Origin of the sequence: Streptomyces sp. NPDC005483 (assembly GCF_040606035.1) — a bacterium.
GTDB lineage: Bacteria > Actinomycetota > Actinomycetes > Streptomycetales > Streptomycetaceae > Streptomyces.
In genome coordinates, this window is the sequence record NZ_JBEXEA010000023.1 from 79,615 (window position 1) to 94,468 (window position 14,854).

Here is a 14,854-nt window from a genome sequence, read left to right on the forward strand (position 1 = left end):
CGGACGGGGCCGAAGAAATCCGTTCCGACGGCCGGGATTCCGACAACCTTGCTATTGGTATGGACCTGTCAATGCTGAGCGGCTAGTCTCTGCCGGGCCACACCACTGAGAGCGCTCTCAGAGAACTCTGCTGTTCCACCCCCACCCCGTTGGAACGACGAAGGGCAATCTCCATGAGACGCAGCATCATGCGCGCGGGCCTGGCCGTGCTGCTCCTGTTCGGCGCCGGCGCGACCGCGAGCACGGTCCCGGCCACCGCCGGCGAGAAGCAGCCCGCCTCCGCCGGACTCCTCACGGCGATGCAGCGGGACCTCCACCTCACGAAGGCCGAAGCCGTGACGAGGCTGGCCGCCGAGCAGCGGGCCACCGCTCTGGAGCCCAAGGTCCGCCGAACCGCGGGCACTTCGTACGGCGGCTCCTGGTTCGACGCCGCCAAGGGCACGCTGACCGTCGCCGTCACCCCCGGCGCCTCCGCCACCGCCCTCCGCGAGATACGCGCCACCGGCGCCACGGTCCGTACCGTCCCCCACAGCGCCCGCGAACTCTCCGCCACCCAGGCCCGGCTCGACGAACTCCCCGCACCGGACGCCGTCAGCAGCTGGCACGTCGACCCGAAGGCCGGCGCGGTGGTGGTGAACATCGTCAGCGGCCGACAGCGTGACAACGATGTCCAGAGATTCCTCGACCGCGCCCGGCAGGCGGGTCCCGTCGCCGTGCGGGAAGTGGCCGCCGCGCCGACCACCTTCGCCGCCGGAACCGTCGGCGGCGACCCCTACTACACCGGCAACGTCCGCTGCTCCATCGGGTTCTCGGTCTACGGCGGCTTCGTCACCGCCGGCCACTGCGACCAGCGCACCGGCAGCGTCTACGGCTGGGACCGCAGCTACGTCGGCAACTTCCAGGGCTCGTCCTTCCCGGACAACGACTACGCCTGGGTCAACGTCGGCAGCGGCTGGTGGACCGTCCCGGTCGTGCTCGGCTGGGGCACCGTCTCCGACCAGCTCGTGCGCGGCTCGAACGTGGCACCCGTCGGCTCCTCGATCTGCCGCTCGGGCTCGACGTCCCACTGGCACTGCGGCACGGTCCTCGCCATGAACGAGACCGTCAACTACAGCCAGGGCGCGGTGCACCAGATGACCAAGACCAGCGTCTGCGCCGAACCCGGCGACTCCGGCGGCTCGTTCATCAGCGGCGACCAGGCCCAGGGCGTCACCTCCGGCGGCTGGGGCAACTGCTCCAGCGGCGGCGAGACCTGGTTCCAGCCGGTCAACGAGATCCTCAACCGGTACGGCCTGACCCTGCACACCGCCTGATCGCCGGGGTGGGCCCGGCCTTCCCGAGCTCCGGGCCGGGCCCACCCCCGCGTGGCCGGCGCGCCCGGTTCAGGTGACGTCGGCCACCGAGAAGACTCCCGGGCCGGTGACCCCGTACAGCACGTTCCCCACCCGCAGCGGCGGGACCGAACTCGGCGACAGTTCCTCGAAGGAGCGGCCGGCCGTGTCGAAGGACGGGGCGGTACGGCCGATCTCCTTCCCGGTCCTCGGGTCGAGCGCCAGGATGCTGGTGTCCGGCATCGTCACGTACAACCGGCCCGCGTGGTAGGCGGGTTCGCTGAAGACGCGCAGGTCGCGCGAGCTGGACCACAGCGGCTTGCCCCGTTTCACGTCGAGCGCGAGCAGGGTCTCGTTGCCGTAGTCGAAGATGTACATGGTGTCGCCCTGCACCAGCGGCGGCGCCTCGGGCTCGACGCTCCAGGGGAAGTCGATCCGGCGGGTCTTCCCGCTGCCGAGATCCTGCACGAAGAAGGCGGCGGACACACCGGAGTCGTCCTCCCAGCGCGCGTAGTACGCCGTGCCGTCGTGGACCGTCGCCAGCCACAGGTCGCCCTTCGGCGCGTCGACGCTGCCCAGTGTCCTGCCGGTGCGCGCGTCGAGGCGGGCGATACCACCCTCGCCGCCGCGCAGATCGGCGTAGAGCGTGTCCCCCGGGCCCTCGTAGAAGGGGCTCGGTGAGGTGGAGGTCAGCTCGCGCCGCCACAACTCCTTGCCCGTGCGCGGCTCGTAGGCCGCATAGCGTGCCGTGTGGGAGGAGCCGAGCTGGTCCAGACGGACGACGAGCACTCCGCCCAGGTACTCGAACTCGCCCAGCGGCCCCTTGAGTTGCCACAGCCGCTTGCCGCTCCTTCCGTCGTAGGCGTCGACGCCCTGCGAGCGGTCCGCGCTGTACACGAACACCACACCGTCATGCACGATGGGCTCGCGCACCGAGAAGCTGCTGACCTGCTTGCGGCTCATGGACTTCGTCCACTCGAGGTTTCCCGTCGCCGGGTTCAGCCGCATCAGGGCGACCTCCTCGGAGGCGCAGAAGACGCCGAGCGCGTCGGGAGTGCAGGACGGGCCGATGCTCATCGGCTGGTCCTTCCCGTCCGACCCCAACGCGTTGTGCCAGGGCCGCCAGCCCGCCGGCGTGGCCGCGCTCGGCGTGGTCCGCGGGGGGAGAGCGTCGAACTCGTCGACCGAGCTCGCCGGCTCGTCGCCCAGCACGGCGACCGCGGCCGCCCCGACCCCGCCGAGGAGCGCCACGACGGCGATGGCGGCCCACAGCATCCTCCCGCGGCGCGCGCGCCGGACCGGCCCGGTGCCGCCCAGCGGCGAGGTCATGACGTCCGTCGACAGCATCTTCGCCGCCGGGGACGGCTCTTGGGCCGACTGCCCCGCGGGCAGGTCCTCCGGGAGCCCCGCCAGCCGCTCCAGGACCTCGCTCGACGTCGGCCGGTCCGTGGGTTCCTTCGCCAGACATCGCGCGACCAACGGGCGCAGCTGCTCGGGCAGTTCACCCAGCCGCGGCTCACCGTGCACGGTGTTGTACGCCGCCAGATAGGCGTTCTCCGCCTCGAAGGGGCTGTGTCCGGTGGCGGCGTACACGAGCACCGCGCCCAGCGAGAAGACGTCCACCGCGGAGCCCACCTCGTGCGGGCGGCTGAACTGTTCCGGTGCCATGAAGGGCGGCGAGCCCATCACCATGCCGGTCTGGGTGCGGACATCGCTGTCGGCCGCGCGCGAGATGCCGAAGTCGATGACGCGTACGGCCCCGTCGTCGCCCTCGCTCTCCAGCAGCAGCACATTGCTCGGCTTGAGGTCCCGGTGCACGACCTCCGCGCGGTGGATCTCCCGCAGTGCCTCGGCGAGTTCGGTGCCCAGGCGGCGCAGTGCGGGCCAGTCCAGCGGTCCCGACTCGTCGACCAGCTCCGCGAGGGTACGGCCCGGGACGAACGCGGTGGCCATCCACGGCCGTGCCGCCTCCGGGTCCGCGTCCACCACCGGCGCCGTGAACGCGCCGCTGACCCGGCGCGCGGCGGCGATCTCCTGCCGGAACCTGGCCCGGAACTCGGGGTTGTCCGCGTACCGCGTGTGCACGACCTTCACCGCGACCGCCCGTCCCGAGGACGACCGGCCGAGATAGACGACACCCATGCCGCCGGTCCCGATCCGCGATTCGATCCGGTAGCCGCCGACGGACTCCGGATCGTTCTCGCGCAGGGTCACCGTGTCTCCTTCACCGCTGCTGGCCAGGACGGCTGCGGTCCGGACTCTTCTGACAGGGACCCCTCACTCTAGAGGGGCGCCGCTCCGCGGGGGACGCCGATCCCGGCCTTGCCGTCCGGCCGAACCCGGTGGCATCAGGGTTCTCAGAGGGAACGCAGGGGGCCGATCCCGGCACCTGGCCCTATCCTGAGGAGGCATGAAGGGGGCTCGGGGCGGGAGTGCGTGCGGTGAAGTACCGGAATCCGACGGGTCGTTCGGTCCGCTTGTCGTCGCCGGGCCGCCGATGTTTCTGAGGGCCGCGCATGTCGACCTTCCGGCGGAGAACCCCGACCCGACCGTGCTGCCCACGATCACGCTGCTGGGACGCGGCTGGGGCCCCGGCAGTGATCCCGGGGAACTGCCGCTGCCTCCCGGGCAGTTGCTCGCGGGCCAGTACCGGCTGATCCGGCCGCTCGGCTACGGCGGTATGGGCGAGGTCTATCTCGCGCTCGACACCAAGGTCGACAACCGCGAGGTCGCCATCAAGATGCTGCACCCCGATCAGGCGGCGGCCGCGGCGGGCGCCCTGGCCCGGGAGCGGCGGGCCCTCGTCGACCTCGGCCACGACGACATCATCCGCGTCTTCAACTACGGCCATCATCCCGAGGTCGGCGACTTCCTCGTCCTCCAGTACGTGGACGGACTCACGCTGGAGGAGGTGCGGGCGCGGGCGAAACTGAACCCTGGGGAGTTCGGCGACCACCGCTTCCACGAGTTCGTGCTCGCCTACGGTGTGCGGATCCTGTCGGCCCTCGCCTATCTGCACGCCGACCGGCCCGGCAAGGTCTACGGCGACCTGAAGCCGGACAACGTCATGCACGACGGCACCACGACGAAGATCATCGACGTGGGCAGCGTACGCCCGGCCGGGGCCCCGGGGATGACCACCGCCAGCTTCAGCGCCCCGACCGTGGGCCCGAACGGCGAGTCCAGGCAACAGGACGACCTCTTCAGCCTGGGCGAGACGCTGCGGCGCCTGAGCGGACTGGGTACGTCGGCGGAGGACTTGGAACGGCTGGGGGATCTCGGGACGCTGGGTGGGGTGGCGGGGGAGGGCGCCGGAGGGGGTGCGGGGGAGGGGGCCGTGAGGTCGGCGGGGGCGGATGCCGGAGGGGTGGCGGGGGAGGGGCCCGAGAGGCCCGCGGGGGCGGATGGCGGTGGGCTGACGGGAGAGGGTGCTGGGAGGCCGACGGGGGCGGCGGTCGGAACGGAGGCGGCTGCTGAGGTCGCGCCGGCCGGTGAGCGCGCCCTGTCTGCCGTCGAACGGGCACGGGTCGTCGAGGAGGCAAGGGCCAGGGGCGAGACGCCGACCGTCCGGAAGGGGCTGGCCGGCGAGGCGGTGCCGGGCGGCCGGGAGCCGCTGGGTGGCGAGGGCGGGCTGGGCGGCGGGGAGCTGCTGGGTGGCGAGGGGGCGCTGGGCGGCGGGCAGGTGCCGGGTGGCGAGGGGGCGCTAGGCGGCGGGCAGGTGCTGGGGGGCGAGGGGGTACCCGGTGGCGAGGAGGTGCCGGGCCGTGGGGAGGCTCCGGGTGGTGAGGAGGTGCTGGGCGGCGGCGAGGTGCTGGGTGGCGGGGAGTTGTCGGGTGTCGGCCGGGGATCGGCTGGTGAGGGCGCGCTGGACGTCGGTGAGGCATCGGGTGCGGCTCCGACGCCGGGTGCGGCTCCGACACACGGTGCGGCTCCGACGCCGAGTGCGGCTCGGCCACACGGTGCGGCTCCGACACCGGACGCAGCTCCCAGACCGGGCGCGGCTCCGACACCGGGCACGGCTCCGACACCGGGCGCGGCTCGGACACACGGCGCGGCTCCCACACACGGCGCAGCTCCCACGCCGGGCGCGGCTCGGCCACACGGTGCGGCTCCCACACCGGACGCAGCTCCCAGACCGGGCGCGGCTCCGACACCGGGCACGGCTCCGACACCGGGCGCGGCTCGGACACACGGTGCGGCTCCCACACACGGCGCGGCTCCCACACACGGCGCAGCTCCCACGCCGGGCGCGGCTCGGCCACACGGTGCGGCTCCGACGCCGGGTGCGGCTCGGCCACACGGCACGGCTCCCACACCGGGCGTGGCTCCCACACCAGACGCGGCTCCCACACCAGACGCAGCCCCGACCCCGGGCGTAGCCCAGACGTCGGGTCTCGTGCCCGCACCGCCGCAGTCGCGTCACGATCCGAGTCCCTCAGGACCCGTCCCGACGCCTGACGCCGAAGACACGCCGGGCGTCGGCCAAGTCGCCGGATCCGGAGAGGCACCTGCCGACTCGGAGGAGCCGAGGCCGCGGGTTCTGTCGGTCGCAGGCGAAGCGCCCGGCAAGGAACCCTGGGGGCCCGGAGACGCCACCGCGCCCGTTCCCCGCGGACTCGGTCTCCTCTCGCTCGCCCGTGTCCTGCACCGTGCCACGCTGACCGAGCCCGCGGGGCGGTTCGCCGACGCGCGGGAGATGGAGCAGCAACTTCGGGGTGTGTTCCGTGAGTTGCGGTCACTGCGTACCGGTGCCGAGACCTTCGAGCCCTCGCCGCTCTTCCTCCAGTCGGCCTACGCCCTCGACGGCGCCCTGGGCTCCGCGCCACCCCTGGCCCACTGGACCGCCCCCGACGCGCCGTCCCCGTTCGCCCCGCCCTCGCCCGCCGAGGTCGCCCAGCGGTTACCGGTCCCGCGCCCCGACCCCCACGACGAGCATCACGCCGAGCTGAGCAGACTCGCCGATGCCGCCCCGGAGGCCCTGCTCCAGCACATCGGTGACTGGCGGGACTCCACGGAGGTCCATCTCCTGCGCTGCCGGCTCCGGTTGCGGAACCCGGCCGACGGACCGGAAGCCGCCGAACGGGAACTGCGGGCGGCCGAGACACGGATCGGCCCCCGACGCGCCCCGTACGACTGGCGGCTGGACTGGCACCACGGGCTCCTGGCCCTGGCCCGCGACCAGGTCGCCACGGCCTGGCGGCACTTCGACCAGGTGTACGCGGCGATCCCGGGCGAGTACGCGCCCAAGCTGGCCCTCGGACACTGCGCGGAACGCCTCGGACGCCCGTACGAGGCCCTGACCTTCTACGAGGCGGTCCGGCTGCGCAACCCGTCCCTGGGCAGCGCGGCCTTCGGCGCCGCACGGGCCCGGCTCGCGCTGGACGGCGAAAAGGCCCGCGAGGAGGCCGTACGCGAACTGGACGCCGTACCACAGCACTCGCGGCACCGGACCGCCGCGCGGACCGCGGCCGTGCGGATCGGCATCGAGTACGTGCGCAGGGCCGAGCACGACGACGAGGTACCGCAGCGGCTCCGCGAGGCGGTGGAGCGCCTCGCTCTGCTCTTCCACGCGCACGGCCTGACCGATGAGGAGGCCAGGGTCCGGATGACCGTCGAGGTCTGGGAGGCCGTACAGGGCGCCCTCGCCCGCGACGCCCTCGACGCGGCGGGCCTCGCGGCCCTGTCCGCCGGCGCGGACCCCCGGCTCGGCCTCCCGCCCGACGAACAGGGTCTGCGCGAGGACCTGTCACGCCGCTATGTCACCCTCGCCCACCAGGCCGCCCGCTCCGCCGCCCCCGAGGACGCGGCCGTGGCCGAAATCCTCCTGGACCGCGCCTACGAGGTCCGCCCGCTCGCCTTCCGACACCACAGGGACAGCCCATGGCTCGGCAAGAGAGTCGCCGACTGGCTCCGGACGGTCGCTTACGCGCCGTCACACAGGACACCCTCCGCCTCACACGGGCAGTCGCCGCCGTAACCGCCGAACTCGCCCGCCGTGTCCACCGCTACGCCTGGCCCGCCGTCGTCGGCCACCGCAACCGCGCCTACCTGCGGGACCGGCTGATCGCACTGCCGCTGCTCGCCGTGGTGGCCTTCGGGGCGCTCGGCTGGGCCTACGCGGGTGTGCGCGGCGACTCCGCGTACATCCGGGAACGCGCGGCGCCCGCCCTGGTCGACCTCGCGGACGCCCGGGTGTCGCTGCTCATCGCGCAGGGCGAGGCCGAGCGGAACCTCGCCGAGGGCCGGGCGGCCGAGCTCAGCGGGCTCAGCGAGCGGTACCGGACCCGGATCGCCCGTGCCACGCAGAGCCTGAACCAGGTCACCCGCAGCGGAGCCCTCACCGTCGCCGAGGAACAGGAACTGCGCGTTGTGTCCGCGCTGGTCGTCGACTACACCGGCTGGATCGGCCGGGCCCAGGGCCACGCCACCGACCCGGTCCTGCGCGACGCCGAACTCACCTACGCGCGCAGCATGCTCTGCTCGACGGCCGCCGCAGCGACCGGCGAGAGCCCCTACCCGGCCTGCCCGGCCGCGACCGGCTCCGCCGCGACCTCGATCGTCGACCGGGTGACCGGTCTGGAGGGGCGGCTGCGCGCACGCCTCGCCGACCGGGCCGCCTGGGGCGCGGACACGATCACCGCGGCGGTGCTCGCCGCGCTCGCCCTCTCCCTCCTCACCGTCGGGCTGTGGCGGACGGTGTCCTTCCTGCGCGACCGCTTCCGGATCCGGCTGAGCATCCCGCTCGCGGCCGCCGCCCTGCCGTTGCTCGCCGTACCGTTCCTGACGGTCGACGCCCTGCTCGCCCTGGACGCCCAGCACGCAACCGTCCCCGTCGCGGACGCGCTGGCCGAGCGGACCTCGCCCAGGACGGAGACGGTCGCCGAGGAGAGGCCCTTCGCCGGGCCGGAGCCGCAGGCCATCGAGACGCTCGGGGCCAGGATCGACGCGGACCTGGCCGACGGGCGGATCGCCTTCCTCGACGGCATCGCCCCGTTCGTGTTCCCCACGGGCCTGGTCGGCGCGGCCGTGATCGCCGGCGCGCTGCACGCGTACCGCCGCGAGTACCTCGTCGTCACCCGCCCGGGAGCCGTCGCATGAGCCGTGTCCTGCGCGTCCTGCTCCGCGTCCTCCTCGTGGTGTGTCTGCTGGCGCTCGTTCCCGGTTGCGGGTCGGACACCCGCGACCCACTGGTCGTCCTCGGCCCCTGGACCGGCGAGGAGGGCAGGGCCTTCGAAGCCGTGCTCGACAGACTGGACGACGGAACCGGACGGACGTACACCTACGAGGGCACCCGCTCACTGCGCGAGACGCTCGTCTCACAGCTGGAGGCCGACGACCCGCCGGACGTGGCGGTCCTCAACAGCATCGGCGAACTCACCGAGTACGCCCGCCGCGACAAACTGAAGCCGCTCGCCGCGGAGACCGCCCAGCGCGCCTACCCGCCCTGGGTGCCGACTCTGATCGTGGACAACAAGGCGCGTGCGTACTGGGTGCCGCTGAAGGCCGACCTCAAGAGCCTGGTGTGGAGCAAACGGGACGCGCCCGGCGACAGGCCCTCGTGGTGCGTGGGGCTCGCCTCCCAGGCCACCTCCGGGTGGCCCGGCACCGACTGGATCGAGGACCTCGTGCTTCACCAGGCCGGCCCCACCCTTTACGACGAGTGGGCCAGGGGCCGCCTCGACTGGCGCGACCCGGCCGTCGAGCGCGCCTGGACCACCTGGGCGAAGCTGCTCGGGAAGCGCTCCCCGAAGTCGGTGGAACGGTCCCTGACCACGTCGTTCGAGGGCGCGGCCGGAGCCGACGGACAGCCGCGCGGCCTGCTGGACTCCCCCGGATTCGCCTGCACGCACGAGCACCAGAGTGCCTTCATCCGGTACGTCTATACGGGCGACGACGTGAAGGTGGAGCCGTCGGCCCGGTATCTGGACGGACAGCCCGCATATCAGGACGCGTTCGAGGTGGCGGGAGACATGGCCGCCGTCTTCAGCGACGACCCGGACGCCCAGCAACTCGTCGAGCGGCTGTCGAGCCCGGCCGGGCGGAAGCTCTGGTGGGCGGAGGCGCGTCCGGCGGTACGGCCGCTGTTCCCGGACACGGCCGGGTTGTCGCCGCCGGACTCCGCGACGCCGGTCGAGCGGAAGATCGACTCCCTGCTCACCTCCGGTGCCCGCGTCCTCTGCTTCGACGCCTCCGACGTGATGCCACCCGAACTGCGGGACGCCTTCCACCGAGCTGTCCTGGAGTTCTTCCGCGACCCGACCCAGCGGCAACTCCACTCGCTGCTTCAGCAGTTGGAGACCGTACGCGTCCAAGTGAACAGGGACTCCGGCACCGACCGCACGTTCCGGCCACCGCAGCACATCTGCGAGTGAGCATGCCGTCCCGGCCCCGGCCCCGTGCGCGTCGTGGCGGAGTACGTGGTCGACGGCCCGGCCTGACATGGTGGTGTCATGTGCTGGAGTGCGACAGCGGATCTCGTGGCGGGCGCGGCCGTTACGTCCGTCGGGGCGGCCTGTGTCATCCGGACCCGCCGCGCCGGAGACCTGCCCCTCGCCGCGCTGCCCCTGCTGCTCGGCGCCCACCAACTGGTCGAAGCCCAGGTCTGGCACACCGGCGGAGGGACCGGCCCGGCCACCGTCGCCTGGGCCGTCCTCGCCCTGCCCGTGCTCGCCGTCTGGGTGCCGGTGGGTGTGTGGTGCGCGGCCCCACGCAGAGCCGGACGCCGGGTGGCGGCGGTCTCGGCGGTGGGCGCGCTGACCGCCGCCTTCCTCACCCACAGCCTCGCCACCCGCCCCGTCCGGGCCGAGATCCGCGGCCACACCATGGCCTACGTCATCGGACTGCCCCGGCCGGAACTCCTTGTCGCGGGCTACCTCATCGCCACGGTCGGCGCGCTGCTGCTCTCGGGCGACCGTTGGCTCACCGGGCTCGGAGTCCTGACCGGGGCGGGCGCCCTGGTGTGCTGGCTGCTGTGGCGGCTGGAGTTCGTGTCGACCTGGTGCGCGTTGGCGGCGGTCTGCTCGGTGGTCCTGTACGGATGGGTGCGGCGTCCCGCCCCGAAGCGGGCTCTCCCGGCGGACATCTACCGCTCGTAGGCGTGCCGTTGTCGCGCCGCGCAGGAAGCGGCCCTCCCAACTGCCCTACCTGTAAGGCCGGTACGCCCTCGGCAGAGGCATGCCACGCTCGGCCATGATCTGCCGTACGCGGTTCGGGTAGTCGGTGATGACGCCGTCGACGCCCATGTCCATGAGCGCCCCCACGGTGGCCGGGTCGTCGCAGGTCCACGGGATGACCTTCAGGCCCCGGGCGTGGGCCTCCGCGACCATCGCCCGGTCGGCGTAGAAACGGAAGTCGGGGTCGCCGACCTTGCCGCTCTGAGGGAAGCCGTAGTTGGGGGAGAGGGCTCTGACGCCGGGGATCGTGGCGGCGGCCCGGACGAAGTCACCGCCGTAGTCGTCGGCGTCGATCCCGCCGAGCCACGGTGACGCGCCGGGCTTGCCGACCTGGAGGAAGTCGTAGTTGGTGAGTGCGACGAGCGGCCACTTCGGGGCCAGCTTGTGCATCGCCTCCAGTGCCCCCCAGTCGAAGGACTGGATGGTGACCTGGTTCTCGATGCCCGAGCGGTGGATCTCCTCGTAGACGCGCCGCACGAACAGCCCACGCGGCGCGGTCTGTTCGGGCGCGCCGGCCTCGACCTTCGTCTCGATGTTCAGCTTGACCTGCTTGGCGCGGTAGCTCCTGACCAGGTTCAGCACATCCTTCAGCTCGACCATCCGGAATCCCCTGACCACCTCCTGCTCCGGGAAACCGGGCAGCTGCTGGTAACCGCAGTCCATGGTCTTGATCTGAGCCAGCGTCAGATCCTTGAGGTACTTGCCGACATACGGGTACATCGGGTCGCCGGCCGTCACCGGGCCCGTGTCACGGCACTTGACGGCGCTGATCTGCCGGTCGTGGTTGACGACCACCTTCCGGTCCTTGGTGACATGGGTGTCCAGTTCCAGCGTGGACACCCCGAGGCGCATCGCCTTGCCGAAGCCCTCCAGGGACTCCTCGGTGGTCATGCCGAGGCCGCCGCGGTGGGCCTGGAGGTCGAAGTGCGGCTTCGCGGCGGGGCGTTCGTGGCCGTCGTACGCCGTCGCGGGCGTGGCGGCCGACAGCGCGAGCACCGGAACCAGCGCCAGGCCGGCGAGGACACGTCTTGAGGACATCGGCACCTCACTCGTGTGGAGTCGGGACGCCCACAGACGCTAGCGAGGCCGCGGCCCGGTTCAACCCCTCGGACGTGATCCCACCGTGAATGTCCGAGGAACGCGGTCCCTGTCGGCCGTCAGGGCGTGGGGATGCCCGCCGGGCGGGCCGGGCGGCCGAGGCGGACCGGGACGCCGGGGGAGTACAGGACACTGACCGGGGCGCCGGTCGGGGCGGGCAGGCCGGCCGCGGTGAGGAGGTCCTGTTCGCAGGTGAGCAGTTCGGCGCGGTGCAGGGGCCAGCGCGGATGGTCGTTGGGCAGGTAGGCCAGCGGCTCGGAGCCGCCCAGGAAAGCGTTGTGCATGCCCCAGCGGGCGGTCAGGAAGTGCTCCAGAGCGGTCGGCTCCTCGATGCGTTCGCCGGTCCGTACCGTGATCAGGCTGCGGGCGCCACGCGGGCCGGGCCATCGGCGGGAGCTGGTGTAGGTGACGGTGTCACCGGCCGTGCGGACGCTCATCCGCGACCAGAGGTACGGCAGCCGGAAACCGACGCGTCCCATCACCACCGGGATCAGCCGGGAGGCGTCCATCGAGCGGAACACCACGCCACGCCGTCCGTGCGCGTCCACCGAGTACAGGCGCACGTTGGTCTCCGGGAAGGTCCCGAGATACGGCACCCCCGGCAGCCCCAGCCAGCCGACCCGGTGCATCCGGAACGCGACCAGCCCGACGTAGGTGAGCCCGTCGTGAGTGTCGGGCACCGTGCCGCGCGGCAACAGTCCTGCCACGACCGAGGGTTCGACGGCCCAGTGGATGAAGGTGAGGTCGAGCCACTGCTGGGTGAGAAGCGGGATCCGTACGGGGGTAGGGGCGTCCGGGGTGACGGGCGTGGGGTTCGGCACGGGATCCAGGGTGTCAGAGGCCGGCCGGGTCCGGCTCGGCGGTGGTGTGCGGGGACGAAGGACGGCGTCCGCCGAGCCGTGCGGCCCGGCGGACGCCGTCCTTCGTCCTGTCCCCCGGCGTCAGCTGCGGCGACCAGCCGGATCCTGCACCGCGGTGTCCCGGTCACCGCCGGAGACCGGTGCGGGGACGGCCGGTGTCTCCTTCGCCCGGTCCGCGTGCCCCGGCCACCAGGCGGCGTGGCCGATCAGCGCGGTGAGGCTGGGCGTGAAGAACATCGCCATGACGAACGCGGCGATGGCGATGCCGAAGGAGACCGCGAAGCCCATCTCCGTGAGCAGGGCGTTTCCGGCCAGCATCATCGTGGCGAAGGTCGCCGCCAGGATGAAGCCGGCCGCGGCCACGGTCGGTCCGGCGTGCCGTACGGCCATACCGGCGGCCTCGCGCGGTTCGCGCCCCTCGCGGGCCTCCTCCCTGAGCCGGGCGATCATCAGGATGTTGTAGTCGGTGCCGATGGCGACCACGAAGAGATACATGATCACCGGGAGCATGAACATCAGCCCCGAATGACCGACCGCGCCCTGGAAGATCCAGACCGTGGCACCGATCGTGGCGCCGAAGCCCAGACCCACCGACGCCATCAGGTACCAGGGGGCGACCACGCTGCGCAGCAGCAGCCCCAGGATGAGCATGATCAGCGCGGCGGCGACGGGGAAGACCGTCCGGTAGTCATGGTTGACCGCGGTGTCGATGTCCTTGAAGATCGAGGACATGCCGCCCACCAGGGCCTCGGTGCGGGGCGGGGCGTCGGCGTGCGCGACCTCGCGGACCCGTCCCACCGTCTCGATCGCCTTGTCCGTCGACGCCTCGTACTTGAGTGTGACGGTGAAGTCGATCGTGGTGCCGTCCTTGTTCAACTGCGACAGCCGGGCGTTCGCCACACCGTCCACGGCCCCGAGCTTCTTCACGTACGCGTCGAAGACCGTGGTGTCGATCGCCTTGCCGTCGGTGCTGGACAGGTAGACGTCGGTCGGCGCGGCGGCACCCGCCGAGTACGCCTTCTGCATCTCGTCCTGGACGACCATCGACTCCTTGGTCTTGGGCATGGAACCCGAGGCCAGGTCGAACGTGGCGTTGAAGCCGAGCGTGCCGAGCGACAGCACGACCAGGACGAGGCCGGAGACCGCGGCGGTGACCCCGGGACGGTTCTGCACACCCCGGCCCAGGGCGGCGAACCGGGCGGTCTCCGGCTCGCGCTGCCAGGACTTCGACGGCCAGAACACCTTCGGGCCGATGAGCGAGACGACGGCCGGGATCAGCGTCAGGCCCGCGATCAGGGTGACGGTGACCGCGATCGCCAGCGCAGGGCCCATCTGCTTGAGGAAGCCCAGCGTCGAAAGGATCAGCGCGAGGAAGGCGATGATGACCGCGCCGGCGGCGGAGGCGATGGCCTCGCCGACCCGGTCGACCGCGTTGATCATGGCCTGCTTCGGTTCGTCGCCGAGCCGCAGACGTTCGCGGTAGCGGAACATCAGGAACAGGAAGTAGTCCGTGCCCACGCCGAACAGCACGACGATCAGGATCGACGAGATCGAGCTGTTGGCCTGGAGGCCGAAGAGCTTGGTGGCGTACGCGATCAGACCGTTGGCGATCGCCGACACCAACCCGATCGTGATCAGGGGCAGGAAGGCCAGGATCGGCGCCCGGAAGATGATCAGCAGGGTCACCAGGATGATGAGGAAGGTGCCGATGCCGATCAGCGCCTCGCCGCGCTTGGACGAGTCCTGCTGGTCGAGGGCCTGAGCGGCGGAACCGCCGAGCTTGACGTCCAGGTTCGTGCCCTTGACGAGTTGTCTGACGTCGTCACGCAACACCTTGGCCGCGTCGGCCTGTTCGGGCTGACCGGCGTTCTTGCTGTCCATCTGGACCAGGGTCATGGTGTACCTGCCGTCTGTGGACGGCTGGCCGGGGACCACCTTCTGCACCTGGTCGATCTTCTTCTTGCCCAGCTCGGAGGTGATCCGGGCGACGTCCTTCTGGTCGGCGGCGGTGAGCTTGCCGCCGTCGGTGCGCTGGTACAGCGCGATCGCGGACGGGGTGAAGGCGCTGGGGAACGCCTTCTGCTGGAGATCCGCCGCTTGGATCGACTCGTAACTCTTGGGGAGGAAACTGCTCTCGTCACTGTTCGAGGGCAGGCTCGGAGCGGTGGCGACGATCGCCACGGCAGCGATCAACCACGCAACGATCGTCCAGACGGGATGTCTGACGACAGCGTTGCCAATACTTCGGAACATGCGGAAGGTCCTCCTGGGAAGGAAGATCACCGCAGCCCGGGGAGCGGTCCCTGGCATCGGCGACCCCCGGCGGTCCCTCTGGGTCCCCCCGTCGGACCGGCCGGAATGGTTGTCTTGAGCTCTCATCCTAGAGATCACG

General features: G+C 71.9%; 9 protein-coding genes. 5 read left to right on the forward strand and 4 right to left on the reverse strand.

Annotation, left to right across the window (positions count from 1 at the left end; all coding sequences use genetic code 11):
- Positions 1 to 173: 173 nt before the first annotated feature.
- Entirely contained in the window at positions 174 to 1,313 is a 1,140-nt protein-coding gene (locus ABZT06_RS35160) for a S1 family peptidase (protein WP_355750447.1), read from the forward strand.
- A gap of 69 nt (positions 1,314 to 1,382) precedes the next feature.
- Here ABZT06_RS35160 and ABZT06_RS35165 read toward each other — a convergent pair whose 3' ends face one another.
- Complete coding sequence (locus ABZT06_RS35165; RefSeq protein ID WP_355750450.1) at positions 1,383 to 3,545, reverse strand: PQQ-binding-like beta-propeller repeat protein; 2,163 nt, start codon at positions 3,543 to 3,545, stop codon at positions 1,383 to 1,385.
- Positions 3,546 to 3,741: 196 nt separating this feature from the next.
- Here ABZT06_RS35165 and ABZT06_RS35170 point away from each other — a divergent pair, with 196 nt between their 5' ends.
- The 4 genes from ABZT06_RS35170 to ABZT06_RS35185 all read left to right on the forward strand — a co-directional run bounded on the left by ABZT06_RS35170 (position 3,742) and on the right by ABZT06_RS35185 (position 10,426).
- A complete protein-coding gene (locus ABZT06_RS35170) occupies positions 3,742 to 7,308 on the forward strand; it encodes a tetratricopeptide repeat protein (protein ID WP_355750453.1) in 3,567 nt (1,188 codons plus the stop codon).
- Complete coding sequence (locus tag ABZT06_RS35175) at positions 7,212 to 8,429, forward strand: hypothetical protein (RefSeq protein WP_355750456.1); 1,218 nt, start codon at positions 7,212 to 7,214, stop codon at positions 8,427 to 8,429. Before ABZT06_RS35170 ends, ABZT06_RS35175 begins: the two co-directional genes overlap by 97 nt.
- Positions 8,426 to 9,703 carry an extracellular solute-binding protein gene (locus ABZT06_RS35180; RefSeq protein ID WP_355750458.1) on the forward strand — a complete coding sequence of 426 codons (1,278 nt, stop codon included), beginning with the start codon at positions 8,426 to 8,428 and terminating at the stop codon, positions 9,701 to 9,703. Before ABZT06_RS35175 ends, ABZT06_RS35180 begins: the two co-directional genes overlap by 4 nt.
- Positions 9,704 to 9,781: 78 nt before the next feature.
- Positions 9,782 to 10,426, forward strand: a complete 645-nt coding sequence (locus ABZT06_RS35185) for a DUF6629 family protein (RefSeq protein ID WP_355750460.1) — start codon at positions 9,782 to 9,784, stop codon at positions 10,424 to 10,426.
- Positions 10,427 to 10,471: 45 nt separating this feature from the next.
- Here ABZT06_RS35185 and ABZT06_RS35190 read toward each other — a convergent pair whose 3' ends face one another.
- From ABZT06_RS35190 to ABZT06_RS35200, 3 genes are all read right to left on the reverse strand, one after another.
- Positions 10,472 to 11,542, reverse strand: coding sequence for a glycerophosphodiester phosphodiesterase family protein (locus ABZT06_RS35190; RefSeq protein WP_355750463.1), 1,071 nt, complete (start codon positions 11,540 to 11,542; stop codon positions 10,472 to 10,474).
- Between the two features lie 119 nt (positions 11,543 to 11,661).
- Positions 11,662 to 12,423 carry a DUF2071 domain-containing protein gene (locus tag ABZT06_RS35195; protein ID WP_355750466.1) on the reverse strand — a complete coding sequence of 254 codons (762 nt, stop codon included), beginning with the start codon at positions 12,421 to 12,423 and terminating at the stop codon, positions 11,662 to 11,664.
- A gap of 120 nt (positions 12,424 to 12,543) precedes the next feature.
- A complete protein-coding gene (locus ABZT06_RS35200) occupies positions 12,544 to 14,715 on the reverse strand; it encodes an MMPL family transporter (RefSeq protein WP_355750469.1) in 2,172 nt (723 codons plus the stop codon).
- Positions 14,716 to 14,854 lie beyond the last annotated feature (139 nt).